General features: G+C 56.8%; 25 protein-coding genes. 13 read left to right on the top strand and 12 right to left on the bottom strand.

The features are described 5' to 3' along the window. Positions 1 to 155 precede the first annotated feature (155 nt). Positions 156 to 1,358, bottom strand: coding sequence for a tyrosine--tRNA ligase (gene tyrS, locus F6Y09_RS19485; RefSeq protein ID WP_152208611.1), 1,203 nt, complete (start codon positions 1,356 to 1,358; stop codon positions 156 to 158). A 288-nt stretch (positions 1,359 to 1,646) separates the two neighbouring features. Between tyrS and F6Y09_RS19480 the strand changes: the two genes are divergently transcribed. Continuing rightward, entirely contained in the window at positions 1,647 to 3,062 is a 1,416-nt protein-coding gene (locus F6Y09_RS19480) for an OapA family protein (protein ID WP_152208610.1), read from the top strand. Between the two features lies 1 nt (position 3,063). Then, positions 3,064 to 4,167: an anhydro-N-acetylmuramic acid kinase gene (locus F6Y09_RS19475; protein ID WP_152208609.1), complete on the top strand. Its 1,104-nt coding sequence runs from the start codon at positions 3,064 to 3,066 to the stop codon at positions 4,165 to 4,167. 21 nt (positions 4,168 to 4,188) lie between these two features. Here the strand turns inward: F6Y09_RS19475 and erpA are convergent, their stop codons facing one another. The 4 genes from erpA to argC form a co-directional block, all read right to left on the bottom strand. Continuing rightward, positions 4,189 to 4,521 carry an iron-sulfur cluster insertion protein ErpA gene (gene erpA / locus F6Y09_RS19470; RefSeq protein ID WP_218944208.1) on the bottom strand — a complete coding sequence of 111 codons (333 nt, stop codon included), beginning with the start codon at positions 4,519 to 4,521 and terminating at the stop codon, positions 4,189 to 4,191. A gap of 97 nt (positions 4,522 to 4,618) precedes the next feature. Further along, positions 4,619 to 5,104, bottom strand: a complete 486-nt coding sequence (locus F6Y09_RS19465) for a bactofilin family protein (RefSeq protein ID WP_152208607.1) — start codon at positions 5,102 to 5,104, stop codon at positions 4,619 to 4,621. Positions 5,105 to 5,106: 2 nt separating this feature from the next. Then, positions 5,107 to 5,844, bottom strand: coding sequence for a DUF6776 family protein (locus F6Y09_RS19460; RefSeq protein WP_152208606.1), 738 nt, complete (start codon positions 5,842 to 5,844; stop codon positions 5,107 to 5,109). Positions 5,845 to 5,853: 9 nt separating this feature from the next. After that, a complete protein-coding gene (gene argC / locus F6Y09_RS19455) occupies positions 5,854 to 6,894 on the bottom strand; it encodes an N-acetyl-gamma-glutamyl-phosphate reductase (protein ID WP_152208605.1) in 1,041 nt (346 codons plus the stop codon). A gap of 202 nt (positions 6,895 to 7,096) precedes the next feature. Here argC and F6Y09_RS19450 point away from each other — a divergent pair, with 202 nt between their 5' ends. The 5 genes from F6Y09_RS19450 to hemL all read left to right on the top strand — a co-directional run bounded on the left by F6Y09_RS19450 (position 7,097) and on the right by hemL (position 12,164). Then, positions 7,097 to 8,881: a chloride channel protein gene (locus F6Y09_RS19450; protein ID WP_152208604.1), complete on the top strand. Its 1,785-nt coding sequence runs from the start codon at positions 7,097 to 7,099 to the stop codon at positions 8,879 to 8,881. A gap of 27 nt (positions 8,882 to 8,908) precedes the next feature. Then, positions 8,909 to 9,337 (top strand): protoporphyrinogen oxidase HemJ, encoded by a 429-nt coding sequence (gene hemJ / locus F6Y09_RS19445; RefSeq protein ID WP_246180610.1) that lies wholly within the window; start codon positions 8,909 to 8,911, stop codon positions 9,335 to 9,337. A 70-nt stretch (positions 9,338 to 9,407) separates the two neighbouring features. Continuing rightward, positions 9,408 to 10,184 (top strand): bifunctional hydroxymethylpyrimidine kinase/phosphomethylpyrimidine kinase, encoded by a 777-nt coding sequence (gene thiD / locus F6Y09_RS19440; protein WP_152208628.1) that lies wholly within the window; start codon positions 9,408 to 9,410, stop codon positions 10,182 to 10,184. Continuing rightward, positions 10,181 to 10,846, top strand: a complete 666-nt coding sequence (gene thiE / locus F6Y09_RS19435; protein WP_152208602.1) for a thiamine phosphate synthase — start codon at positions 10,181 to 10,183, stop codon at positions 10,844 to 10,846. Before thiD ends, thiE begins: the two co-directional genes overlap by 4 nt. Before the next feature lie 37 nt (positions 10,847 to 10,883). Further along, a complete protein-coding gene (hemL, locus tag F6Y09_RS19430) occupies positions 10,884 to 12,164 on the top strand; it encodes a glutamate-1-semialdehyde 2,1-aminomutase (RefSeq protein ID WP_152208601.1) in 1,281 nt (426 codons plus the stop codon). 94 nt (positions 12,165 to 12,258) lie between these two features. Here hemL and F6Y09_RS19425 read toward each other — a convergent pair whose 3' ends face one another. The 4 genes from F6Y09_RS19425 to F6Y09_RS19410 all read right to left on the bottom strand — a co-directional run bounded on the left by F6Y09_RS19425 (position 12,259) and on the right by F6Y09_RS19410 (position 15,401). Further along, on the bottom strand, positions 12,259 to 13,569 hold the full coding sequence (locus F6Y09_RS19425) for a tetratricopeptide repeat protein (RefSeq protein WP_152208600.1): 1,311 nt from the start codon (positions 13,567 to 13,569) through the stop codon (positions 12,259 to 12,261). Positions 13,570 to 13,709: 140 nt separating this feature from the next. Further along, complete coding sequence (locus tag F6Y09_RS19420; RefSeq protein WP_246180606.1) at positions 13,710 to 14,114, bottom strand: hypothetical protein; 405 nt, start codon at positions 14,112 to 14,114, stop codon at positions 13,710 to 13,712. Next, positions 14,111 to 14,800 (bottom strand): anti-sigma factor family protein, encoded by a 690-nt coding sequence (locus F6Y09_RS19415; RefSeq protein ID WP_179959475.1) that lies wholly within the window; start codon positions 14,798 to 14,800, stop codon positions 14,111 to 14,113. The genes F6Y09_RS19420 and F6Y09_RS19415 overlap by 4 nt, the downstream gene beginning before the upstream one ends. After that, positions 14,790 to 15,401, bottom strand: a complete 612-nt coding sequence (locus F6Y09_RS19410; RefSeq protein WP_152208598.1) for an RNA polymerase sigma factor — start codon at positions 15,399 to 15,401, stop codon at positions 14,790 to 14,792. Before F6Y09_RS19410 ends, F6Y09_RS19415 begins: the two co-directional genes overlap by 11 nt. Before the next feature lie 246 nt (positions 15,402 to 15,647). Between F6Y09_RS19410 and F6Y09_RS19405 the strand changes: the two genes are divergently transcribed. After that, positions 15,648 to 16,565: a DUF4382 domain-containing protein gene (locus tag F6Y09_RS19405; RefSeq protein WP_152208597.1), complete on the top strand. Its 918-nt coding sequence runs from the start codon at positions 15,648 to 15,650 to the stop codon at positions 16,563 to 16,565. A 77-nt stretch (positions 16,566 to 16,642) separates the two neighbouring features. Here F6Y09_RS19405 and F6Y09_RS19400 read toward each other — a convergent pair whose 3' ends face one another. Both F6Y09_RS19400 and mrcB read right to left on the bottom strand, forming a co-directional pair. After that, entirely contained in the window at positions 16,643 to 17,200 is a 558-nt protein-coding gene (locus F6Y09_RS19400; protein WP_152208596.1) for a tetratricopeptide repeat protein, read from the bottom strand. Continuing rightward, positions 17,197 to 19,524: a penicillin-binding protein 1B gene (gene mrcB / locus F6Y09_RS19395; RefSeq protein ID WP_152208595.1), complete on the bottom strand. Its 2,328-nt coding sequence runs from the start codon at positions 19,522 to 19,524 to the stop codon at positions 17,197 to 17,199. Before mrcB ends, F6Y09_RS19400 begins: the two co-directional genes overlap by 4 nt. Before the next feature lie 125 nt (positions 19,525 to 19,649). Between mrcB and F6Y09_RS19390 the strand changes: the two genes are divergently transcribed. Continuing rightward, positions 19,650 to 21,227, top strand: a complete 1,578-nt coding sequence (locus tag F6Y09_RS19390) for a bifunctional aminoglycoside phosphotransferase/ATP-binding protein (RefSeq protein WP_152208594.1) — start codon at positions 19,650 to 19,652, stop codon at positions 21,225 to 21,227. An 86-nt stretch (positions 21,228 to 21,313) separates the two neighbouring features. Here F6Y09_RS19390 and sfsA read toward each other — a convergent pair whose 3' ends face one another. Then, a complete protein-coding gene (sfsA, locus tag F6Y09_RS19385) occupies positions 21,314 to 22,039 on the bottom strand; it encodes a DNA/RNA nuclease SfsA (RefSeq protein WP_152208593.1) in 726 nt (241 codons plus the stop codon). A gap of 324 nt (positions 22,040 to 22,363) precedes the next feature. Here sfsA and dksA point away from each other — a divergent pair, with 324 nt between their 5' ends. From dksA to F6Y09_RS19370, 4 genes are all read left to right on the top strand, one after another. Beyond that, positions 22,364 to 22,804, top strand: a complete 441-nt coding sequence (gene dksA, locus F6Y09_RS19380; protein ID WP_152208592.1) for an RNA polymerase-binding protein DksA — start codon at positions 22,364 to 22,366, stop codon at positions 22,802 to 22,804. Between the two features lie 61 nt (positions 22,805 to 22,865). Further along, positions 22,866 to 23,747 (top strand): tRNA glutamyl-Q(34) synthetase GluQRS, encoded by an 882-nt coding sequence (gene gluQRS / locus F6Y09_RS19375; protein WP_152208626.1) that lies wholly within the window; start codon positions 22,866 to 22,868, stop codon positions 23,745 to 23,747. Positions 23,748 to 23,838: 91 nt separating this feature from the next. Then, positions 23,839 to 24,015, top strand: a complete 177-nt coding sequence (locus F6Y09_RS20220) for a hypothetical protein (protein ID WP_179959474.1) — start codon at positions 23,839 to 23,841, stop codon at positions 24,013 to 24,015. Further along, positions 24,005 to 26,959: an ATP-binding protein gene (locus F6Y09_RS19370; protein WP_152208591.1), complete on the top strand. Its 2,955-nt coding sequence runs from the start codon at positions 24,005 to 24,007 to the stop codon at positions 26,957 to 26,959. Before F6Y09_RS20220 ends, F6Y09_RS19370 begins: the two co-directional genes overlap by 11 nt.

Raw genomic sequence — 26,959 nt, 5'->3', positions numbered from 1 at the left:
TTTGAATCGTTTAATAATAACCAATTCAACCGCTTAACACCCGCTTGGCGGCTGGCCCTTCCGGCCTTGTCCCCCAAGCGAGATGCGCATTCTACAGACACCCACCTCAGTGTCAACGGGGTTTTGAAGAAAACCCGAAAATTCCTCAAAAGCGTTTAATTAGTGATCACAACCCGTGCAATCTTCTTCTTCCCGGCCTGCAGAACACACTCCTCCCCTGATCTGAACATTCTGTCAGAGGGCGCCTGCGCACCATTAATGAAGACCGCACCACGACCCAGGACATCTTTTGCTGCAGCACCGTTCTTGACCAGCCCCGCCAGTCGTAGCACCGAGGCGATCGGCAAGCTGTCGCTCCCCTCCAGCGAAACCTGTATTTCCGGGACATTCTCAGGAATGGCCCCGAGGGCCACCCGGTTACCAGCTGAGTTGTGCGCTGACAGCGCTGCCTCTTCATTATGGAAGCGGGTGATAATTTCTTCTGCAAGCACCTTCTTATAGTCCTGGGGATTTGCCCCACCCTCGACGGCTCGCTTGAACTCGGCAACCTCAGCCATTAGCTTCAGGCTCAACAACTCAAAATACCGCCACAACAACTGATCCGGCACTGATAGAAGCTTGGTGTACATTTCCCCGGGCGAATCATTGACTCCTATATAGTTGCCCAACGACTTCGACATTTTCTGAACGCCGTCGAGCCCTTCGAGGATCGGCATGGTCAAAATGGCCTGCGGTGTCTGGCCGTATGCTTTCTGAAGAATGCGACCCATAAGAAGATTGAACTTCTGGTCAGTGCCGCCCAACTCCACATCCGCCTCCAGAGCTACGGAATCGTAGCCCTGAACCAATGGGTACAAAAATTCGTGAATAGCTATCGGCTGCTCTGCACGATAGCGCTTGTCGAAATCATCACGCTCGAGCATACGCGCAACGGTGAACTGCCCGGCCAGGCGGATCATGTCGGCAGCGGTCAGCTTGCTCATCCACTCCGAGTTGAATACAACCCGCGTCCTGGCGGGATCCAGGATCTTGAACACCTGCTCTTTATACGTCTGAGCATTGATGGCTATCTGCTCATCGGTCAGCGGCGGTCGCGTAGCGCTCTTACCCGTCGGATCGCCAATCTTTCCGGTGAAATCTCCAATAAGGAAGATAACGTCATGCCCAAGATCCTGGAACTGTCGAAGCTTGTTAATGAGAACCGTATGCCCCAGATGAAGATCTGGCGCGGTAGGGTCGAAGCCGGCCTTGATCCTCAGCGGTCGGCCTTGTTTCAGCTTTTCAACCAACCCATCCTCAGGCAACAACTCATCTGCACCGCGCTTGATAATGGCGAGCGCCTCTTCAACTGATGACATGAACAACTATCTCCTGATCGGGGTAAGGGAGCGGATCGTTACACAGCTCAACAAAACAAAGCTGTGCGTTACTCCAAAGACTGGTACATTTTACACTGTTTAATAAACAAACAGCCCGGAAGCCGAAAGGCGTGCATTATAGCAAGTGCTTGACGAAATTCCGCGGTCTGTCGCGAAGTCCATACAGCTAAGAGCACTTTTTATACCTTACCGGTTGCTCTATACTTGAAACTGACTTTAATTAGGCTGTTCAACCTACAGACGTAACGACTAAAACAGGTTAGTAACGTGCTAAAAACTTTCCCCAAGACCCACCTCGCGGCCGCCATTGTTATCAGTGCGGTTGTCGGCACGACGATGATCTTCAGTCCCAGTGCAGACGTTGAGGCCAAACGCATGTCCGTTTCTCTGGACCTTGAATCCGGAGAAGTGATCAAAACGAATGTGTCGAATGGTGATACGCCCACACCGCCGACGCCGACTGCGCCGGAAGATAAAGGCGCTTCGGTGGCAGCTGATGTGACGCCCGAACAGGTGTCCCCGGCGTCCGTTGCTGAAGTCCCGGCCCCAGCTGACGAACCCGAACAGCCAGAACCCAGCTGGACCGAATATAAAATCGAAAGCGGTGACACGTTATCGGGCCTGTTCAAAAAAGCCGGATTCAACGACGGGCTAATGCTATCTGTAATACATGGCGAAGGGGAGGCCACCAAGCTTCAACGGCTCTATGCCGGTGAAAGCATTGCCTTCGCGACTGATCAGAGTGACGAACTGGTTGGCATCAAACTTCAGCGCTCCCGTCTGGAGTCGCTACAGATCGATAAAACTGATGAAGGTTTCATCGGCAAGAAAGTCATGAAGGAGCCTGAAGTTCGCACCCGCTACGCAGAGGGCGAAATTGCCAGTTCCCTGTTTGGCGCCGGGCAACAGGCCGGGCTGACTGACAAGCTCACTATGGAATTAGCTGGCATTTTCGGCTGGGACATCGATTTCGTCATGGACATCCGCAAAGGCGATCGCTTCAGTGTGGTCTACGAAGAGCTTTATCTGGATGGTGAGAAGATTGACGATGGCAAAATCCTGGCTGCCAACTTTTACAACCGTAGCCGGGAATTGGCAGCTGTTTTTTATACTGACAAGAATGGCGTAAGCGACTATTTCACGCCGGAGGGCCGCAGTATGCGGAAAGCCTTCCTTCGCACACCCGTCGATTTTGCCCGTATATCATCAAGCTTCAATCTGAATCGCCGGCACCCGGTATTGAATACCATTCGAGCCCATAAAGGTACGGACTATGGGGCCAGAACAGGAACACCGATTAAAGCTTCCGGCCAGGGCAAGGTGATTCACGCCGGACGTAAGGGCGGCTATGGCAATGCTGTTGTTCTTCAGCATGGAACCAACATCACGACGCTCTATGCGCATATGAACAGATTCGCGAAAGGTGTTCGTTCAGGAACTTACGTCAAACAGGGCCAGGTCATCGGCTACGTCGGCTCAACGGGACTTGCCACCGGCCCTCACCTGCATTATGAGTTTCGGGTCAATGGTACGCACCGAAACCCTGCCACGGTAAAGCTTCCGGACGCCGCGCCGATTGCCAAGGCGGAGCTCGACCGGTTCAAGATGTCAACTAATACACTTCTGGCTCAGCTTGAAACCTATCAGGAATCCGGACGGCTCACGCTCGCAAGGGGTGAGTGATATGGAGCGAGACGCCTATATCGGACTTATGTCGGGCACCAGCATGGACGGTATTGATGCCGCGCTGGTGTCTCTTTCGGACCAATCTGTAAATCTTCACGCCACTTGCACGCTTCCCTACCCCAATGAACTCCGCCAGCGCCTGGATCGTGTCAGCAAGAATCACGGTACTCCGGATGAGATAGGAGAGCTGGACCACTTGCTTGGCCGTCTATTCGGTGAGGCTGCAAAATGCGTTCTGGAAAAAGGTAATTTCGCCGCAGAGGATGTGGCGGCGATTGGAAGTCACGGCCAGACTGTACGTCACCAGCCTAAGAGTCAGGCGCCTTTTTCAATGCAGCTGGGCGACCCCAACCTGATCGTGGAGCGCACAGGTATCGCCACGGTTGCCGATTTCCGCCGGCGAGACATGGCAGCGGGTGGTCAGGGTGCGCCCCTGGTACCCGCATTCCATCGTGCCTTTTTTGGCAAAGCCGGGCGCGACCGCTGCATCGTCAACGTTGGCGGCATTGCGAATTTCAGCTGGCTGCCGGGGGATGCTCCCGATGAGGCAAGCGGGTTCGACACCGGTCCGGGTAATGCGCTGATGGATGCCTGGTGCCTCCACCACACGGGTCGACATTTTGACGAGAATGGTCGCTGGGCGGCGGAAGGCACGATTAACCAGGCGTTGCTGAGCGATATGTTGAGCGACGGCTACTTCTCACAACCCTCACCGAAAAGCACCGGTAAGGAGAAATTCAATCTGAAATGGGTTGAAACGGTACTGGCGAGGCACAAGGAGGTCTTACCGGCGGATGTCCAGCGTACGCTGCTGGAGTTAACCGTAATGACGATTGCGCAACAACTACCGCAGTCACCGGACATGCATATTTATTTGTGCGGCGGGGGAGTAAACAACACACAGTTATTCAATGAACTTGTCCGCGCGTGTGCCCCGAGGCCAGTACATTCCACGGAGGAACTCGGACTGGATCCTCAATGGGTGGAAGCCACGGCCTTTGCCTGGCTCGCCCGCCAGACTATGCTCAGGCAACCCGGCAATTTACCGAAAGTCACCGGAGCTGTCGGGAACAGAGTACTGGGGGCGGTTTACTGGCCATAATGGCGGGTTACTGAGCTGAAGTCAGATAGAAAAGGATGACCCGCAACCACACGTCGAACTCGCATTGGGGTTCTGCACCACAAACTGGGAACCTTGCAAACCTTCCTGGTATTCAATGGTCGCCCCCACGAGATACTGATAACTCATAGGGTCGACCAGCAACGCCACTCCGTTACGCTCGATCACGGTATCTTCTTCATCCTGACTGTCATCGAACGAAAAACCGTACTGGAACCCTGAACAGCCGCCCCCCGTGACAAACACGCGCAGCTTGAGTTCAGGATTTTCCTCTTCCTCAACCAGCTCCCTTACTTTTGCCGCCGCGCTTTCACTAAAGAAAAGCGGGGTTGGCATTTGTTCCTGAACAACACTCAATCTTGCCTCCAGACGTCAATATGGGATAACGAATCGATTATCGTATTCCCGACCAAAACATTCAACTATTCTCAGCTTACTCCTTTACTGCCAATTCCGCGTCAATTGCATCACTTCGTTCAGGTGTGAAGCTTTCTGCAGATGCCATTACCTTCTCAGTCGAGGGACTGGCCTGGGCCAAAAGACCTACAGGTTCTTTCTGGTGCACCAGGTTGCCATTCACAGAAGCCCCCATCGCCATTTCGATCAGGTTGTAATAGACGTTGCCGTGTATCGCGGCTTTGGCCGCGAGCTCAAGGTGTGAGCTGGCGTATACGTCCCCCCGCACCGTACCATTAATAATAACGTGAGGAGCAACAATATCGCCCTCGATCTCACCGGCCTCAGACAACCTGAGTACGGCCTCGCTGCCGTCTTCCGTCAGCACCTTGCCGCATATTCGACCATCCACATGAAGCCCGCCGGAAAAATGGAGATCTCCACTTACCGATGTTTTACCGGAAATCAAGGTATCAAAGTGGCCGGTAGGACGGCGGGGCTTCTGTTTTTTCTTGCCGAGCATTATTAGTTCTCCGTCAGTTTACGCCAGTCAAATGTACGTTCAGCCTGAGTCGATTTCGGCCCCTGCGCCTGAGCCACCACCTGTATTTCTACCGGCTCGAAATCGGAAGGCAAAATCATGCGCCCTTCCACATCCTGAAAATACCGGAACCGGAATTTTACCCCGAGGTCGTCAATATCTTCCGAGAGATCGCGCAAAGCCACCAATTCTCTTTCACCATTCCGGGTACCAATAACGTTAATCGCCACCATGCCGGATATATAATTTTTGTTGCCCCCGATCTGAGTCAGTACCAGTTTAAAACCAAAGGTGCGTTCTTCCCTTGCAGCCTGAAGATTAAAGCGATCGACCTGCAACCCCTTGCTGGTTTCAGACGGTGCCATAATATTCTTGTAGAACGTAAGGTCCGATTCCAACTCCGCAATTTTGGTTTCCAGAGCAGCGATGGTGCGTCGCGTCTGGTTCAGGGCCTGCTGATCAATCGTACGCCCACGCTGGAGGTTGATCAGTTTCTGCTGCATACCCGTCTGTCGTTCCCGCACACCCTCCAGTTCGCCGCGGAGATAATCCCGCGCCTCGGAGACATTGCTGAGCCGAAAACCATCTTTTGTCGTGCCAATGAGATACCCCCCCACTGCCGAAGCAACAGAGAACACCAGCAATATCAGAGTACGACGCAGGCGGTAACCCGGCTTGTGGCGTATAACGACGTATTCGCCGGCTTTTCTGTCATCACTCACGCCGGCGGCCTATGGCAAAAAAGCTGGGGCGTTAAGGCCGCAGGTTTCGTTCAGCCCGAACATGATATTCATGTTCTGTACTGCCTGACCGGCCGCACCTTTTACCAGGTTATCGATAACCGAGGTGACGATAACCATGGAGCTGTCTTCCTGTCGGTGAAGCGCCATGCGACACATGTTGGCCCCCCGCACACTGCGAGTCTCCGGATGGCTCCCAAAGGGCATCACATCAACGAACGGCTCATCCTGATAGCGCTGCTCGTACAACCCTTGCAGCCGGTCAAAATCTGATGGGTTTTTCAACTCCGCATACAGGGTCGCTTCGATCCCGCGAATCATCGGTACCAGGTGCGGTACGAATGTCACGCCTGCCGTTTCACTGCCTACTGCGGCCTGCAGGCCCTGGCGAATTTCAGGCAGATGCCTGTGGCCAGACGCGCCGTAAGCTTTAAAGCTTTCGCCAATTTCTCCATGCAGCATGCCAACGTTGGCCTGGCGTCCCGCACCACTGGCACCGGATTTCGCGTCGGCGATCAACCGCCGGGCATCTACCAGACCGGCTTCCAGCAACGGCAGAAAGCCAAGCTGAACAGCTGTCGGATAACAGCCGGGATTGGCCACAAGCGCTGCTTTCCTGATTTCCTCTCTGGCCACCTCCGGCAATCCATAAACCGCCCTGGCAGCCCATTCCGGGCACTCGTGGGGCATGCCATACCATTTCGCCCAGACATTCAGATCCTTTATTCTGAAATCTGCGGACAGGTCCACTACCCGGGTGCCCCGGGCTATCAAGTCAGGCACCAGGCGCATGGCTACGCCATGAGGCGTTGCAAAGAACACCAGGTCGCACCCGGCAAGGACCTCCGGATCAGGCTCACTGAAAGCAAGGTCAAAGTGTCCGCGCAGATTCGGGTACATTTCGGCAACGGACAAACCGGCCTCCGAGCGCGACGTAATACACCGGACTTCAACGTCAGGGTGAGTTGCAAGGATCCTCAATAACTCCACACCGGTGTACCCGGTGCCACCGACAATGCCTACTTTAATCACCGACCGCTCCATATTTGCAATGCTTATCAAGGCCAGACAAACCTGAGGCTGCCAGCCCTTTGATTGATTTAACCGTGTTTAACACAGAAGGCTAGTCTACCATGATAAACCAAGGACTTATTGCGGCCAGCCCCCCAACAGTTACAATGCGGTACGCTCGTAACCATTTAGAACAAAACCTAACTCCTTATCGTCAGGCCCCATGCGAAAATTCAGGCTCAAGCTCATCGATAACCTGATTCCCATGTTCCGGCGCCGGCTCTCGGATGTTGATGCCTTACCCCAACTGGCACTGCTCGGACTACTGTCCGGGTTATTTACCGGGGGTGTCATTCTGCTGTTTCGATTTGCTATCGAGTGGCCGCTCCAATACTTCCTGCCGGGCCACGACTCCGAAGCGTTCGAGAATCTTGGCTGGGTAACCCGGGGATTACTGCCGCTGCTGGGCGCCATTGCTCTCGGGCTGTTTCTGCATCGTCTGGCCGTTCCGGATCGAAAAGTGGGGGTCGTCCATGTCATGGAGCGCCTGAATTATCACCAGGGCTACATTTCGATTCGCAGCGCTATTGTTCAGTTTATCGTGGGAGTGGGCACCGTTGTCACCGGCCAATCCGCCGGTCGGGAAGGCCCGGCCGTGCACCTTGGCGCTGCGTTTTCCAGCCTGATGGGCCAATGGATGCGACTGCCCAACAACAGCATCCGCACTCTGGTAGCCTGCGGCTGCGCGGCGGCCATTTCAGCCTCTTTCAATACTCCGATCGCTGGCGTCATTTTTGCCATGGAAGTGGTAATGATGGAATACACCATTGCCGGCTTCACCCCCATCATCTTGTCATCCGTCAGTGCTGCGGTCGTTACTCAGGCCGCTTACGGGTCGGAGCCCTCTTTCAGCGTACCTGCTCTGACCATGAATTCGCTGATGGAAATCCCCTGGATTCTTGCCATCGCGATTGTCATCGGGGTGGCGGCTGCCGCCTTTATTCAGTTACTGGCGTTCTGCGGGCGCTATCACCACAAGCCTGTCCTTCTGAGGCTGATTGTTGCAGGCCTGTTGATGGTGCCCTTCGCCATTCTTGTTCCGGAGGTCATGGGCATCGGCTACGACACCGTCAACGGCACCATCAATAATGAGTTGCCATTCTGGTTGTTGCTCGGGGTTGGCGTGGCCAAGCTCGTCATTACTGCGGTCACCATTGGCCTGGGAATGCCCAGCGGCGTCATTGGCCCCACCCTGTTTATTGGCGCTACGCTTGGCGGCGCCATGGGGTTGATCGGGGCAAACTTCGCACCGGATCTCGCCTCATCAGTCGGGTTCTATGCCATGCTCGGCATGGGCGCGATGATGGGCGCAGTGCTGCAAGCCCCGCTAGCCGCCTTGATGGCGCTATTGGAGCTGACCCGAAACTCCCACATCATCCTCCCGGCCATGCTGATTATCACGACGTCGAGCCTGATCGCCAGCGAGGTATTCGGGCAAAAATCGGTCTTTCTCACGGTGCTCAAAAGCCAGGGGTTGAGCTACCAGAACTCGCCGATCATTCAGGCTCTGAGGCGCGTATCCGTTGGCGCCATTATGGAGCGCAGTATTCTCAGGACAGACCGGCGGCTATCCTATAAACAGGCCCGGGACATTCTGAAATCCGAGCCCAAATGGCTGGTTGTCGAAGGTAACCACGGCCCCACCTCCATATTGCCTTCGGTTGACCTGGCCCGCTATCTCGATGACTTCCCCACCCCTCAGGCGCCGGAAAGTGAGGACGAGGGCTCCACGGACACCCTGATCGATCTGATGGAGATACCGGCAAATCGAAAAGACGTTGCACCCGTACAATATCAGGCGACTCTTGAGGAAGCCTTGAATGAGTTTGACAGCACGCTGGCTGAAGCTCTGTATGTGCAGCGGCATGTGGCACCAACCATTCAGCGAGTCTACGGTGTGGTGCTAAAATCGGACATCGAAAATTACTACCAGTACCGAAAGAAATAGACCACTCAACACAGCAACAAACCGGGAATCACTATGCTTTGGGTAAAAGCCTTTCACGTCATTGCCATGGTGTGCTGGTTTGCTGGCCTTTTTTATCTGCCGCGGTTGTTCGTTTATCACGCCGCCTGCGAGGACCAACCAGGCCGGGAACGTTTCAAGATTATGGAGCGCAAGCTTTACCGCGGCATAACAACGCCCTCCATGATCGCAACGGTTATCCTGGGGATCTGGCTGATAAGCTATAACGTCCAGGGTTACTTCAGCCAGAGCTGGTTGCACGTCAAGCTGCTGCTGGTGCTGCTGCTCGTCGGGTATCATTGCTACTGTGGTTATCTGGTCCGGGTGTTCAAGAATGACCAGAACCGGAGGTCACACGTTTTCTATCGCTGGTTCAACGAAATGCCAGTGCTGGTGCTGGTTGCTGTAGTAATTCTGGCGACCGTAAAACCCTTTTGATCAGATCTATCCAATACCTCATATTCACACGGGAGTGCGCGCCATCAAACTGCATCAACGCCCTCAGGTCCTGATACTTTCCGGCCTCGACCCGTCTGGGGGGGCAGGCATACAGGCTGACATTCAAACAGTGACGGCACTCGGCGGTCATCCGCTACCCATAGTGACCTGCCTGACGGTGCAGGACACCCGTAATGTCTACAACGCGGCTCCGGTGGATGCCGGGTTAGTAGCGGACCAGCTGGCCTGCCTGGCCGCCGATGCCCCAATTCACGCCATTAAAACCGGAGCGCTCGGAAATTCTGCCATTGTTGATGTACTGCTGGAGTTCCTTGCGATCCACCCGGACATTCCGCTAATCGTTGACCCCGTCATCAAAGCGGCCGGGGGCGGTGACCTGGCCGATCAAGCCCTGATTACGGCGATGCGGGAAAAGCTCTTTCCCCATGCGGACGTAATAACCCCCAATGGCATTGAACTGGCTGCTCTCGGACACTCGCCAGACGCCGGCGCTGCGGCGTCAGAACTGCTGAAAAATGGGTGTAATGCCGTTCTGGCAACGGGAGGCCACGGCACGGGTCCTGACATTATCAATACGCTTTTTCGAGCCGACCGTGGGCCCGTTGAATGGACCATCGACCGGGTCGGCGCTGACTACGACGGCGAGTTTCACGGCACCGGCTGTACCCTGGCGGCTGCGATTGCCGCGGGGCGGGCTGCCGGCCTTGAGCTCGACAAGGCTATCGAGCAGGCACAAAAGTTTGTATCCGGTGCCATTAAGGATGCACTGAAAGTTGGCGAGGGCCAGCCCGTGCCTGACCGCATCTCCCGTTGGCAGCCGAAATGACGGTTTTCGTCAAGGGCATGGTGCCAGGGCTTTACGCCATAACCGACAGCACCCTGCTGCCAGGTGACAGCGTCGTCAGTGCCGTGGCCGCAGCGATCCGCGGCGGTGCTACGCTGGTGCAGTACCGCGACAAGATCAACTCCGGCTCTGAACAACGACGACTGGCCATGGAACTACAGAAAATATGTCAGGCTGCCGGGGTACCGCTGATCATCAACGACAGTCCACAGCTTGCCCTGGAGTGTCAGGCATCCGGCGTCCATCTCGGGTTGACAGACGACAACCTGAATGAAGCGAGAACCCGACTCGGTCAGAGCGCCCTGATCGGCGCGACCTGCCATGGTAAGCTGGAGCTCGCCAGCACAGCAGTGGCAGCGGGCGCAGATTATGTTGCCTTCGGCCGATTTTTTCAGTCCGCTACCAAACCGGGGGCGCCACCAGCAGCCATATCCGTGCTCACCAACGCCAAATCCCTGAATGTACCTGTAGTTGCCATTGGTGGTGTCACCCTTGAAAATGGCGCACAACTCATCAAAGCGGGCGCCGATTTCCTGGCTGTCGTCGGTGGCCTGTTTGAGGCCGACGACATCGAGCACCAGGCGCGTTCTTTTACGGAGCTTTTTCACCGCTGCCATCCTTACTTCCAGACGCCGGCATCCTGAGCGCCTGAAACCAGCCTATGAACGGGAGTCCCAAGTTATGACCCAGTCTGAAACCCTGTTTGAACAAGCCCAGAAATACATTCCCGGGGGTGTAAACTCCCCTGTCCGCGCCTTTCGAGGCGTGGGCGGCACACCCATTTTCTTCAAACATGCCAAAGGCGCCTACCTGTTTGACGAAGACGACCGTCGTTACATCGATTTTATTGGCTCCTGGGGGCCGATGATCCTCGGCCACGGCGACGAGCGCATCACCAGTGCCCTGCACGCGCAGATTGATCGGGGTATCGGCTACGGCGCCCCGACCGCAATCGAGACCACCATGGCGCAGAAAGTCTGCGAGCTGGTGCCCTCAATCGAGCTGGTCCGCATGGTGAACTCCGGTACCGAAGCGACCATGAGCACCATTCGTCTGGCCCGTGGGTACACCGGCCGGGACAAGATCGTCAAGTTCGAAGGCTGCTACCACGGCCATGTGGACTCCCTGCTGGTTAAAGCCGGCTCCGGAGCCCTGACTCTGGGCGTGCCCAATTCCCCCGGTGTCCCTGCCAGCCTGGCGGAACACACCCTGACGCTGGATTTCAATGATATTGAAGGCGTACGCAACACCTTTGCGGAAATGGGCGACCAGATTGCCGCCATTATCGTCGAGCCGATTGCTGGCAACATGAACTGCATTCCCCCGGTCCCTGGTTTTCTCGAGGGACTGCGGGAGGTCTGTGACGAGCACGGCACCGTGCTGATTTTTGATGAAGTCATGACCGGTTTCCGGGTGGCCCTTGGCGGGGCCCAGGGCCACTATGGCGTAACCCCGGACCTGACCGCACTGGGCAAGGTCATCGGTGGTGGATTGCCAGTGGGCGCCTTCGGTGGCAAACGCAAGATCATGGAACACATCGCGCCGCTGGGCCCGGTTTACCAGGCCGGCACCCTGTCCGGAAACCCGCTGGCCATGTGCGCAGGGCTGGCAACGCTGGAAGCCCTGACCGAACCCGGCTTCCATGAGAAGCTGGGCCAAAAAACGGCGGCGGTGCGTGACGGCTTCAAGGCAGCGGCAGACAAAGCCGGCATTCCCCTTGCTGTTCAGGGCGTTGGCGGCATGTTCGGATTTTTCTTTAGCAGTGAAGCCAGTGTGACCCGCTTCTCTCAGGTCATGGCCTGTGATATCGAGCGTTTCAAGCGGTTCTTCCAGGGCATGCTCAAGGAAGGTGTGTATCTGGCACCCTCAGCGTTCGAGGCTGGCTTTGCGTGCTCGGTGCTCACCGAAGACGACATCGCCCAGACCATCGAAGCGGCCGAAAGAGTGATGAAAACACTCTGATGTCAGGTAGAGCGGCAGACTAGGCGACTCCCCGGGCGGACCACCTGTCGCCCGGACCTGAGAAAGCCACCTGCCTTGGCCGGGAATGGACGCCTCAGAAACCGGCTTCAATACCTATCATTACTTCGAGACGGCTGTAACTGTACCGTTCTATGGTGCTGCGGTTTTCTGACAGACTCCATTCCGCCACTACCATCCATTGGTCAATCAAGCGATACTCCGCCAACAGGGTACCCCGCAGCCGATTATCTGTCCGGCGTTCGGAGACCACCTCGGAACCTAATGCCAGTTGATGATTATCCTTGTAGCGGGAATGACGGATGTCGCCCCTTGCAGCGAGAGAAAGCCGACCAGACACTGCGCTACGAGCCTCAGCCCATACCAGATTGCGAACAGGGGACAGGCTGAAGAATTCCTGTAGGGTGGTCAGATCTTTGCGGTCATTGAGCTCAAGCTGGTACTGGCCAGTTAACGTTAAGTTACCCACAGCTTTCTGGGCGCTGGCGCCCAACCGCAGCAAGTCTCCGTCATAGGCACTGAAACCGCTTCCACCCTCAATGGTGGAAACCGACCCGCTCACGCTGCAGTCGGACAGCAAGCCCTCGTTACCGAAAACGCAACGATCAGGACGATAAAGTGCTGCCAGCCGGACCTCGCGTTCGAGAGTATCTCCGTCAAACCAGGAAGCGGCCAAAGTTACGGTAGAGGTCAGTTCACCGGCACCAGTGTCTTCCAGCCAGGATGCGCCAGTACTGAGATAACGGTTGTCAAAGTCGGTGTTGGGGTGATACTGGCGGCTAAAGGCAACACTTTGCAGGCTGAGACCGCCCGCACCGATAAAAACCTTTCCGGCTGCGAATAAATCCACGAGAGCGCCGGCCTGATTGCTCGAGGCGTCATCCGGCGTTCCGGCGATGTTATTGTCATAACCTAATGTGGCCGCGAGATACCCCTCACCAGCGAATGCCTGGAATCCGGTCGCTATGGGCTCGTCAAGCTGACGAAGGGCTAACGCCCGCAACTTCTCCGGCGATTCCGGCCCGGCGGCCTGCTCGAACCATTGCCTGGCTGCCCAGTCCTGCCCCGACGCCCGCTTGACCAGCCCGAGGTTATACCGGGCGAGAGAGGCATCGGGCGTATCCAGCAATTCCAGGAAAACGGCTTCAGCTGAATCATGCTGCCCGAGACGGAAGTATACAACGCCCATATTATAAAGCAGCGAGGGGGTATTCAGGCAACCTGCCCTGGCCCGCTCGAAATAAGCCCGGGCCCTCGTCAGATCGCCCTCAATGAATGCCTCCACGCCGGCTTCAAAATTCCGGTTTCCAGCTGGCTCCCTCGCCATTGAAGCGGGTGCCAAGACCATCAGGGCGATGAAAAACGTGGCTAATCTTGAAAGCCGCAAGCCTTACTCCGGAGATACGGTATGATCCACTCTTCCTGCGAAAACAATCAGGCGAGCGAGCAAGAGCGGGAGTATAGCAAGGGACAAAGGGATTCGTCGCGCAGGGGAGAAACATTACGATCGGGATAGAGACGCGCGGGTCAGGGTGACTCGGGCCGCTCAGGGCGTTTAGATACATCAGGCCTCTCGGGGCGCCCGGAAACATCTGGTCGTTCCGGCAGCTCGGGGCGCCCGCGCTGCTCATTCCGTCCGCGAACTTCCCGGGCCTGCTCTGCTGCAACCCGGGCTGCTTCGCGAGCAGCATCTGCGCCTCGCGCCTCGCGGGGTGTATTAGCGGATTTGCTCGTCCGGCTCTGCCGGCGCTCAGAGGCAACCGGTTCGCGCAACTTAATCTCGCGGACAACGGATTCGGTCAGTTCGTCATCATCTCTGACCATTCGCATGGTCACATCCAGATCATCATTGGCGAAGACCATTGCGGGTGTTGACAGCAGCAACCCAAGACAGACCCTGACAGCAATGCGGTGCCAAACCCCGGCTGTCATGATGACGGCTCCTCATCGCCTTTCCCCACAGCGCCGTCAAGGCTGGTTCGGAAGGTCTTTGTTCTGCGACCGTCGTCCAGATGGGCAACGAGTTCGCCCTCGCCCGAGAACAAAATGTTAAGCGGCAGATTCACCACATTTTCGCCTTTATCCAGGTCCACTTCCCAGCTCAGTTTCTGATGCCCGGGGTAACTTGCCACCTCAACATGGGGAGGCAATTCCACCGTCAGGGTAACTCCTTCGAGCGCTTCCCCGGAGCTGAATGCAAGCCGGACATTACGGGCAACGGGCACGGCGACCAGACTCTTGTCACTGCCGATCTGCTGCGCGCCGGATACCAGGTCGGACCCCGAGTTCCAGCCAAAACCCAATGCGACACCCACAACCAGGGCAGCCGCGATGGCACCACCGGTCACCGGCGTACTCCAGCCATGGCTCGAAGAACCATTCCGGGACCGCCCGCCTTTGCCCGAGGCCGCACCCAGAACCCGCTCCTCGAATCCGAACGATGGCGCCGGCACCGTCTGGCTGTCGTGTAACGAGTCGAAGATTGCCTGTTCATTGTGGGCGGCGATGGCGCAATCCTCACAGAGGGCAATATGCTGCTCTATACGGCTTGCCTGCGCCGCAGAAAGTTTATTCCCGACCCAGGAACGCAAATTGTCTTTGCATTGATTACACAACATTTCCATCACCTCTTTGTTTCACACGCCGGGTCTGCTGGAAAAGTTCCGGTCTCTCAAGCAGTTTTTTCTTCAGCGATGCCCGGCAGCGATGAACCCTCGACTTCACCGTACCCACCGGTATTTCGAGCACTCGCGCGATATCCTCCTGGCTCCAGCCATCCACGTCATGCAGCAGCATCAGTGTGCGCTGGTCCGGCGAGAGCTCCTGAATAACAGAATCCATGATGGGTTTAAGGCGCTGGGCACTGATCTGTTCGGTCAGCTCCGGCACATCGGCGGCGTAGGAATCGAGAAAGCTGGCCTGCTGGTCGGGCCCGGCCACGTCGCTTACGGGCCGGTCCGCCTGACGGCTCCGACGCCGTAACTGGTCGACAAAATGCCGGTACAGCACCCGGTTAAGCCAGGGCCGGAGCTGTTCAATCCCCTCCAGTTCTTCAAGACGGGGGTAGAGCTTCACCACCACATCCTGCACCAGGTCCTCTGCATCGTGCTGCTGACCCGACAATCGGAAGGCAAAGCGGTACATGGCCTCCAGATGGGGCTGGACCAGCTTTTCAAATCTCGTGGGCCTTGCAGGCCGTCTGAAGGGTATCAATGCCAAAATGCTAACCCGCCGAGACTCGTTAAAACCAGCTCATACCAGAAAAAACACCGGCGCGCATAAGCCGCCTGCTGATACCAAATTTTCATCTGTACACTTTGTAACACGATAAACCGGAACCTCTTGCTGAACCCTGGCGTTTTATCCTCAGGCATCGGACTCCGCAAGAGAGTAAAGGAAGCTCGCCATGATACCAACAACGTTGAACAACAAGTCCATCGACCAGACAGTACCCGGAGATCAGTTATGAAAAATGCATTAATCAAAAGTTTTGGCATCACCGCACTCGCAGCCGCTGTTGCAGCCTGTGGTGGAAGTGGGGGCGGCGACGCTGGCTCTACCGGTACTGCTTCATTTGATCTTACAGATGCAGCCGTAGATGGCGTTCAGGCAGTAAATATCACGGTAGTCGCCGTTGAACTGAAGCCAGCCGACGGCCAGAGCATCAGCTTTGACGTAGAAAACCCCGAAAATCTTGATAACATCAACCTACTCGACCTCCAGAACGGCTCCGTTGAAGCTCTCTTGAGCAACCAAGAGCTTCCTGCGGGCGAATACGAGTGGATTCGCCTGAAACTGGGCGATGAGAGCACCTTTTCAGTCATCGATGATAACGGCGGCATCAATGATCTTTTTGTCCCATCAGGGGATACGCGCGGGCTCCAGACTTCTGGCTTCGTCGTGCCGGCTGGCGAGTCCGCGAGCTTCACTATCGACTTTGACGTTCGCAAGTCTCTGGTAAATCCCCCGGGGCAAGACAGTTACCTGCTCAAGCCGGTGCTGAGACTTGTAGACAACAGCGAAGTTGGAATCATTTCCGGATCAATTGACCCGACACTTTTGGCTAATGCCTGCTCCGAAGCTGGGTTCAATACCAGTGTATATGCGGGCGCAGTCTATGTTCATGCCGGCCACGAGGTAACTCCGGATGACCTCGGCAGCAGCAATGAGCCAGTGGTAGCTGCACCAGTGAATACCGAGACCTATGAATATCAGGCATCATTCATTTCAGCCGGAAATTATACTGTCAGCTATACCTGCGATATGGATGAGCGTCAGGATGCGGAGGGAAAATTCATTAATGAAGACCTGACCTTTATACCTGCTCAGGGCATAGAGAGTAAAGTAGTGGCGGGCGAAGTCACTGACGTGGCTATCAACTAGTAGTCGATAGCATCTACCCCTGACGACCATGCTCAAGCCCTCGCACGCGGGGGCTTTTTCGTCGTCAAACCAATCGGTTATAGAGCCGAAGCCCTAGACTCCGCCTGATCCGCCCCTGCCACGTTTCCCCTGGCACGCCGGATATCCGCCAGCAGCAACCAACCTGAGCGCTGCAAAGAAGAATCGCTGCCTGCCAGCGACAAGCCCTTCAGGGTAAACTGCTCCGCGGAACCCAACTGATCCAACGCTACGTAAGCTTCTGATAACTTGTAGTAAATCTCGGCGGAACGGGGAGAGATTCTCTGCGCCCTTTCGAGCTTGCTGACAGCCCCCCGAGGGTTTTCCAGGGCCAGCAAGGTGCTGGCTTCGCGCATTAACCCGGCGGCAGCCGGTGACAAGCTTTCGCCCTGTTGCTGATGTCGCGGTGACACCTGACGCTCAGGCTCGCTGGTCTCCGGTTGCTCGGACTTCCGTACAGTACGATCCGGGTTGCTGGTCCGGGGCGGCTCCGGTGCTTCCTCAATATCCGGGGATTGGCCAGAGGGCACGTAAATGGAGCCGCCCGGACTGGCGCAACCCGCAAGTGCAACGGTTGCAGCCAGGCCACTACTCAATATGATCCGCCTTAATATCATTGAAACAATCCTTCAAACCAGCCTTTAAGTCGCCGCGTGAGATCACCGGAACAGCTCACCGAGTCCTGGGGTTCGCTGCCTGTCACAAACGGCATGAAACGTGCGTTTTCACAGTGCTCATCAGTTAAGGTACCGGTCTCGGCATTGACCCAATGATACTGAACACCATCCGGGACGACCGGCGAGAAACCATGCTGCGGCACTTGGGCCATGAACCTGGCCCATACGGGCAACGCACCTGTGGCGCCGGTATAAGCGGTCGGGCCGTTATCATCCCGTCCCACCCAGGTTACCGCCAGCAAGTCACCGCTGAATCCGGCAAACCAGCTATCGCGCCCATCATCGGTGGTCCCGGTTTTACCCGCAAGCCCAAGCTCGTCCGGCACGAACCGATAGGCAGATCGTCCAGTCCCCTCTTGCAGGGTTTCCTGCATAGCGTACTGGACCAGGTGAACAGCGCCAGGGTCAACCACCTGATCCACTGCAAGACTGTATCGGGAAAGCGATTCACCTTGGGCCGTAGTGACATCCCTGATGGTACGCAGAGGAATATTAAAGCCTGACGTCGCCAGGCCCTGATAGAGTGACGCAACCGTCACCGGCGTCATCGAGACCGACCCCAACAGCATGGACGGATACTCCGATATGGGGTCGGTGACACCCAGTTTCTGCAGGGTTTCGACCACTGCCTCGATACCAACATCGAGGCCGACACGAACCGCTGCCAGGTTATAAGAGCGCGATAACGCCCGGTGCAGCGGCACTTCGCCGTGCTCTTCGCCATCGTAGTTGTTCGGCTCCCATCGGCGACCATCATCAAAGACCAGGGCAAATTTGCGGTCCTCGACCGGCGTAATCAGGGTGTAACGTTCGGGAGACTGCAACGCAGTCAGGTAGGTGAATGGCTTGATCAGTGAGCCAATAGGCCTCCGGGCATCCACTGCGCGATTGAATCCCGCGTACTTCGGGTCCCGCCCCCCGACCAGTGCCAGCACTTCGCCGCTGTCTCTCGATGTCACCACCATGGCCGCCTCCAGAAGCGGCTCGGAGCGGCTGCGCTCCATGTCTTTCAACGTATTGGCGACGGAGTACTCCGCTGCGTACTGAATCGCGGGATTCAAGGTGGTGAAAATCCTCAGCCCTTCACTCTGAAGATCTTCCTGCTTGTAGTCCCGGGCCAGGTGACGGCGCACCAGATCAATGTAGGCGGGATAGCGGTTCTCTGAATACGACGGCTTGGGCGTCACATCAAGCGGTTTGGCGCGGGCTTTCTGAGCGTCCACCTCCTCGATGACCCCATTGGCAAGCAGGGTATCAATCACCAGATTGCGGCGATTCAGCGCCCGCTCAGGATTACGGCGCGGATCATAGTAACTGGGGCCCTTCACCAGACCGACCAGCAGTGCCACCTGCTCCAGCTCAAGATCTTTCAGAGATTCACCGAAATAAAACTGGCTCGCCAGACCAAAGCCATGAATGCTTCGGGTGCCCGCCTGGCCAAGGTAAACCTCATTCAGATAGGTTTCGAGAATGTCCTGTTTCTCGTAATGCGCTTCAAGCAGCATCGACATCAAGGCTTCGTTGCCTTTGCGAATCAGGGTCTGGTCCCGGGTCAGGTAGAAGTTTTTTACCAACTGCTGGGTCAGCGTACTGCCGCCCTGCACTACCCGGCCGGCCTGAATGTTGACCCAGAGCGCACGGGCAATAGACAGCGGCGCAACACCGAAGTGATCGTAAAATTCACGGTCTTCAATCGTTAACAGGGCACTCTCCAACACCGGCGGCAGATCACTGAGCTTGACCAGCACCCGGTCTTCTTTGTGCGCCGGGTAAATACCACCAATGCGGGCGGGCTCCAGTCTCGCTATGGCGGTGTTTTCGCCGGACAGATTCCGGAAATTTTCGACACGGTCACCGCTGATGGACAGGGAAAGCCGGCGACGGGGCTCGCTGCCGTCCGCAAACCGGAATCCACGCGTGCTGATTACAAAGCGACTGCCGGATTGAGTGTAGGTACCGGCCTGGGTGCCATTGCCGGTCCGGTAGCCGGACATCTCAAGCTCTCGCTTCAGTGCCCCCACGCTGACACTTGCACCGTCGTATAGCTCCAGCGGGCGCGCGTAAACCCTGGAGGGCACTTCAAAACGCTGACCCTCGAATTTGGAGGTTACTACAGCGTCGAGGTAAACCACCCAGCCCGTCAGCACCACCAGCCCGACCAGGGAAACCCTGCCGACAAGGTGCCAGAAGCGACTTTTGCCCCGTGGGGAGGAACCAGGTGAACGTTTTTTCGGAGACTTTTTAGCGTTGGACGTCTTTTTCATGCGCAGGATTATAACGAATCCCCTCGCCGGGTGCGTCGCCCTTCTCTGTGTTATTTCTGTAATCTCACCGCTATGATGGTCCCAACCTAACATTCGGAATTAAAAATACATTCAAGGAGAGGCTTGTGAGTGAAGCAACAACCGGCGACCTGATTCTCGCCCTGCAGAATCCGGCGCTCTACGATTATCCGGTGACCGATTTCCAGGTTCATGAAACCCACATTTCCTGGGTCCTGCTTACCGGCCCCTACGCTTACAAGATTAAAAAACCGATGGATTTCGGATTTCTCGATTTCTCGACCCTGGATCGACGAAAGCGTTTCTGCGAGGAAGAGCTGCGCCTGAACAGCCGGTTGGCCAGCAAACTGTACCTGGATGTGATACCGATTACCGGGACACCGGCTCAACCGCAACTCAAGGGCACCGGCGAGCCCTTCGAATACGCTGTTCGCATGCGCCAGTTTGACCAGGCCGACCTGCTCGACCGGCAGCAGGAAGCCGGCAAGCTGACACCTGAGCTTCTGAACAGCCTGGCCAGACAGGTCGCCCAGAGCCACCAACAGCTGCCCAGGGTACCCGAGGACAAGCCTTTTGGTGAGCCAGAAGCGGTATTTGCTGCCATGCAGGAGAATTTTGACCAGATTCGTCCGTTATTGAGCGACGAGGCATTGCTGGCGCAGGTTGATAGCCTCGAAGCCTGGACCCAGACCACCATCGACCTCATGAAAGACCGCATCAGCCAACGGCGTGAGGATGGATTCGTCCGTGAATGTCATGGCGACCTTCACCTCGCCAATATTACCGTTTACGAGGACGAAGTGACGGTATTTGACTGCATCGAATTCAGTGAGCCATTCCGCTGGATCGACGTGATCAACGACTTCGCCTTTTTGCTGATGGACCTGGAAGCCCGACATGAGCAAGCACTGGCCAACCAGACCCTGAACACTTATCTGGAGTTCAGTGGTGATTTTGACGGGCTGCCGTTGCTGCCGCTCTACAAAGCTTACAGAGCCATGGTGCGGGCAAAAATTTCCCTGTTCATGCTGGGCAACCCCTCACTGAGTGAGGCCGAGAAGACCGGACTTACCCAACGGTATCAGGATTACGCCAACCTGGCAGAGAGTTACAGCAACATTCCCCATCGCTTCATGTTGGCGACCACCGGTCTATCCGGCAGCGGTAAATCGGTCATCAGCGGCGCCCTGTCAGCGCAACTCGGGCTGGTTCGGCTGCGCTCGGACGTGGAGCGTAAACGAATGTTCGGGCTCGGCCCCCTCGATAGCAGCAAATCCCGCCCCAAGGAAAACCTCTACACCGAAAAGGCCAATCGCGACACCTATGAGCTGCTTGCTCAGCGCTCGACCCAGCTTCTGGCCGCCGGGTTCTCGGTGATAGTGGATGCCGCCAACCTCAAGCATCATGAACGGGAGCAATTGAAGGCTGTAGCCGAAAACCAGGGAGTACCGTTCGCTCTTGTCGATTGCGAAGCGCCGGAAGCCTTACGCAGACAATGGGTAAGGTCTCGCAAGGGCGACGCATCAGAAGCCGACGAAGCCCTGCTGGAAGAGCAGAAGCATTGGCTTGAGCCCCTGAGTGCCCGGGAGAAAACCCATACCATCCACGTTCATACCGAGCAGGACCACGTGGCCGAAGCACTCGCCGATCGTATTCGTCAGCATTTCGGTTTGCCCGGTGCCTGACGGGGCCACTCTGACAAGCAGTCGGCCCAGATACCATGGGCCGGCGAGCATCGCACCCGAATGGGCTATAGCGTCGGCAACGAGCGTCAGTCAAGCGTGACGGGAACAGGCTGCACCAGAGCCAACGAACCGCTGGGCTCCCCGTCTGCGGCCAGATCCGCTTTCCAGGCCAGTACTTCCACTCCTGCGGCAACCGCCTCTTTGAGCAGGCGCCCGTAGACAGGATCTATATGGTCTGCCGATCTGACCGAGAGAATACCGGAGTGATTGACGCAGAATAGCAGCACCGCCCGCTCGCCAACCGCCACCCGGGAGATCAGCTCCCGCAGGTGCTTTTGGCCGCGAGTGGTGACCGCGTCGGGGAAGTAGCCCAACGCGCCCTCGCAGAGGGTGACGTTCTTCACCTCGACCCAGGCGTCCGGCAGGGCGCCATGGCCGGACAGATGCAGATCAATACGACTCTTCTCCTGGCCATAGCGGACTTCCGGACGAATCACTGTGTAGCCGGTCAGCTCGGGGATCCGACCGGCCTCGATAGCCTCCCGGGCCTGATGGTTCGGCCGTGCGGTATTGATACAGGCCATCACCCCCGGCGAGGTTTCGACCAGCTCCCAGGTGTAGGGGAGTTTTCGCTTGGGGTTGTCACTGGCACTCAACCACACCCGGGCAGACTCAGGCTGACAACCGAGCATGGAGCCGGTGTTGGGGCAGTGGGCGGTGACCTCCCGACCATCCTGCAATCGCACATCCGCAAGAAAGCGTTTGTAGCGTTTGATGAGCTGCCCGGGTATCAGGGGATTCGCGAACTGCATGTCAGGCTCCGGGGCTTTAGTCGCTGGGTTGGCCATCATACGCTCGCGCAGGGCCACACCAAAACAAAAGCCTGCAACACAGGGCTGGCGTGGCTTCGGTATATCTGCTATTTTCCGCAAATTCTGGGAAATCATCAGCGCGAAGTAGCGTCACCACGCGATGCAGCAAAAACCTGCTAAGCTCCTAAAAGACGCCCCAGCACGGTCAGAAGACTATACGTAGCCGGTTGTGGCTTATCACACCGGTTCCCGTTTCGGACGAGCGCATCCTGCCATTGATGGCACAAGCGCTCAGTTGCAGTTTAAGTAAAGAGGCCGGGTTCAATGGCAAAGACAGAGAGCAAACCACGCGAGAATTTCTCTAACTTCACCCCCTATGAAATGAAGAAGGGTGAAGACTATATGAGCGACGACATGCTCGAGCACTTCCGCGGGCTGCTTCTGAAATGGAAGCAGGAGCTGATGGAGGAAGTCGACCGTACCATGCATCATATGCAGGAAGACGCCGCCAACTACGCTGACCCGAGTGACCGCGCTACCCAGGAAGAAGAGTTCAGCCTTGAACTCAGAACCCGGGATCGCGAACGTAAGCTGATCAAGAAAATCGACCAGACCATAGATCGCATTGATAAAGACGATTACGGATTCTGTGATCAGTGCGGTGTCGAGATCGGTACCCGTCGCCTGGAAGCGCGCCCGACCGCAACTCTGTGCATTGACTGCAAGACACTGGCGGAAATTCGCGAGCGCCAGACTGGCATCTGAACCAGTCACCGGTTAAACCGATCACCGGTGGCACTCAAACGCCACCGGCCCGGGCTGAATGATGACCGCAAAAACCTATCGCGGGCGTTTTGCGCCTTCTCCTACCGGACCTCTGCACTTCGGATCGCTGGTTACTGCACTGGCAAGTTACCTCGAAGCCAAAACCCGGAACGGTCAGTGGCTGGTACGGATCGAAGACCTGGATCCCCTGCGGGAATCAACCACTGCGGTTGGGCAGATACTGCAAAGTCTGCAGGCTCACGGCCTGATTGCGGACGAAGAAGTCCGCTTTCAGTCCGACCGACGCCAAGCGTATTTCCAGGCGATAGCGACCCTTCAACTGGCAGGCCGGGCCTACTACTGCGGTTGCTCACGCAAACTTCTCAAGAACCATGGTGGCCGCCATCCTGGCCATTGCCGCCAGCGGGTACGTCACTCGACTGACGCAACTCCCCTGGCCATGCGCTTTGCGCTGGAGAACGCTGACGCCCGGTGGCACGATGAATTTCTCGGGCCCCAACAACAGTGGGTAAAAGCGGAAATCGATGACCCGGTAATTTTGCGCAAGGAAGGCTTCTTTGCCTATCAACTGGCGGTCGTGGTGGACGACATCGACCAGGGCATCACGGACGTTGTGCGGGGCTCCGACCTGCTGGACATGACGGCACAACAACGGCAGGTGTTTCAGGCGCTGAAGGCCGAACCGCCGCGCTGGCTGCACATTCCGGTTATTCTCAACAGTGAGGGACAAAAGCTCAGCAAGCAGAACCGCGCACCGGCGCTGGATGACCAGATCCCTGGCACGAATCTCTGGCAGGCGCTGCAGGTGCTGGGGCAATGCCCTCCACAGGAGCTTCGACAAGTGCCACCGGAGAAAATCCTGGGCTGGGCTTGCGGGCACTGGCGACGGGCGCTTATCCCACGACACTCTGTTACCGTTTAGACACTCGGTTACCGTTTAAGGGTACACTGACAGCCCGGTAACAGACGTGTTATAAACGCCACACATCAACACAGCGCGGGTGCGACATCCGATGTATATCTACCGCCTTGTCTTCCTGCTGGTTCTGGCCATCTACATATTCTCCCCCAACATCCTTGACTGGTGGATAGCTCCGGGCAATGCCTGGTACAGCCCCTATCTGATCTGGGCGGGTCTGATCGCCATGGGTTTCTGGCTGGAATGGCGACGGGACCCCAATGAATTTTAGCCTCCCCACCCTGTTATTGGTCAGCCTGCTTTATCTGACGCTGCTATTTGTCCTTGCTCATATGACCGAGCGGGGGCTTATTCCTCGTCAGTGGGTTCGACATCCAGTGGTCTATGTTCTCAGCCTTGGCGTCTACGCAGGTATCTGGGCTGTCTATGGCGCCCTCGGCATGGCGGCAGAGTCCGGGTTCGAATTTCTCGCCTATTACCTAGGAATCAGCGGTGCGTTCCTGCTGGCGCCGGTATTGCTGAACCCGATCATGCGAATCAGCCGTGCCTACCAGCTGACCTCTCTGGCGGATCTGTTCGCTTTCCGATATCGCAGCCAGTGGGCTGGAACTCTGGTCACGCTGTGTTCGGGAGCAGCCATTCTGTCGTTGTTGAGCATGCAGATCAAAGCCGTGTCGACCTCCGTGAGCCTGCTCTCCCCGGGCGCGTCGCAACCACTGATCAGCGTATTGTTCAGCCTGACGGTGGTTTTGTTTGCGATGTTGTTTGGAGCCCGCAGGCACCAGGGTTCGGAGAGTCATCAAGGGTTAGTAGTAGCGATTGCTTTCGACTCGCTGGTCAAACTTGTCGCCCTGTTGTCTCTCGGCGGCGTTATTCTTTTCACGGTGTTCGGCGGGCTCGGTGGGCTCAATGAATGGCTTGCCAGCCAGAACAACGACGTCAGCGCTCTGGAACGCAGTATTGATGATGGCAGCTGGCGGGCACTGATGCTGATGTCGTTCGCGGGCGCCCTGGTACTGCCTCACATGTACCATATGACTTTTAGCGAGAATCCGAGCCCCAGGGCGTTGTCGAGGGCCAGTTGGGGCTTGCCGTTGTATCTGCTGCTGCTCGGTCTGCCTGTCCCTGTCATCCTGTGGGGCGGCATTGAACTGGCCGCCACCACCGCACCCAGTTATTACGTCATCGGCACTGCCATGGCCCTGGACAGTCCCGCCCTGACCTTGCTGATGTACATTGCCGGCCTGTCTGCCGCCAGCGGCCTGATGATTGTCAGCACTCTGGCGCTGGCCGGCATGGTGCTTAATCACATGGTACTGCCATTACGGACCCCCCGCGACCAGGGCGATATCTACCGCTGGTTACGCTGGGTTAAACGCTTGCTGATAGCGATCATCATTCTGGCGGCCCTGCTGTTCCACGAAACCGTCGGCAAACAGCTGGATCTGTTCATCCTTGGAGCATTGTCGCTGTCCGGCGTATTGCAACTGCTCCCGGGGGCTCTTGGCATAATCTACTGGCCGGAGGGCAATCGCAAAGGTCTGATTGCCGGGCTCCTCACTGGCATGACGGTATGGGCCGTCACGCTGGTGCTGCCGTTTTCCGGTGCCGCGAATTTGCTCTCCATTCTCAACCTGCCGCTCATCCCGGACATCGCCAACTGGCATATTTTTACCTTCGCCAGCCTGACCCTGAATGTTTTTGTATTCGCGCTGGTGTCGGTGCTGAGCCAATCCAACAAAGATGAAACCAGCGCAGCTCAGGCCTGCTCACTGGGTGCGCTCTCACGACCCCAGCGCCGGGAACTGGTGGCCACCTCGTCGGAAGATTTTATCCAGCAACTGGCCGCCCCCCTGGGTTTCAACGTGGCCCGTCGTGAAGTTGAGCGCGCCCAGATCCAACTCAAACTACCTGCTATCGAATACCGCCCCTACCAGCTTCGCCGGCTTCGGGATCAGGTAGAAGTGAACCTCTCCGGCCTGCTGGGCCCCGCAGTGGCCAGAGACATGGTCAAACGTAACCTCGGCTTCAAACCGATGGCCAGCGGCAGCAATGCCCAGGACATACACTATGTTGAGCGGGCGCTGGGTGAATATCAGAGCCAATTGACCGGGCTCGCTGGCGAGCTCGACAATCTGCGACGCCATTACCGTCAAACCCTCCAGAACCTCCCTATTCCGGCCTGTTCGTTGGGTGACGACGGTGAAATCCTGATGTGGAACCACGCCATGGAAAAACTCACCGGCATCGCTGCCGATGATGTGGTCGGGGCCCGGCTGCTTGCGCTACCGGAACACTGGCATCTGCTGCTGGATGACTTTGTACAGGGCGCTGAACAACACCGCTACAAACACCGGCTTGATCTTAAGGGCCGGCCCCATTGGCTGAACCTGCACAAATCCAACCTGAGCGGCCCCGATCACTCCGAGGGCGGCAGTATCATTCTGGTGGAAGACCAGACCGAGATCCGCCTGCTGGAAGATGAACTGATGCACAGCGAGCGGCTCGCCTCGGTCGGGCGACTGGCAGCGGGTGTTGCCCATGAAGTCGGCAACCCGGTCACTGGCATCTCTTCGCTTGCACAAAACCTGAAGCTCGAAACCGATGATGCAAGCATTCTTGCGACCGCGGATCAGATACAACAACAGACTCGCCGGATATCAGCGATTCTGCAATCCCTGGTGAATTTTGCCCGCACCGGCAACCATGCCCAGGCAAACCGCTACGAACCGGCCGTTATCCGACGCTGCGTGGACGAGTCCATTAATCTGCTGTCGCTCAGCGACAAGAACCGCGGCATTGTTTATCAGAATGACTGCCCCGGCGATCTGATGGTGCTGGGGGATGAGCAACGGCTGGTCCAGGTTTTTGTAAATCTTCTGGCCAATGCCCGCGACGCCTCCCCCGAGGAGGGCCTTGTTCAGGTCAGTGGAAACCGCGAGGGATACTCCGCTATCATCGAGGTCGCCGACGAAGGGTCGGGCATACCCGCAGATCAGCTCGACCATATTTTTGAGCCGTTTTACACCACCAAGGGACCGAATCAGGGTACCGGCCTTGGTCTGTCGCTGGTGTACAGTATTATTGAAGAGCACTACGGCAATATTCAGGTAGAGAGTCCAGCTACCCCCGGCACCGGGGGTACCTGCGTCAGGTTGAGGCTGCCAGCCTACGAGCCCGACACGGCCAATGCTGGCCAGAACGAAAGGTCTTGA

Source organism: Marinobacter changyiensis, assembly GCF_009193265.1.
Taxonomy (GTDB): Bacteria; Pseudomonadota; Gammaproteobacteria; order Pseudomonadales; family Oleiphilaceae; genus Marinobacter; species Marinobacter changyiensis.
This window is presented reverse-complemented; position numbering and strand designations above follow the sequence as displayed.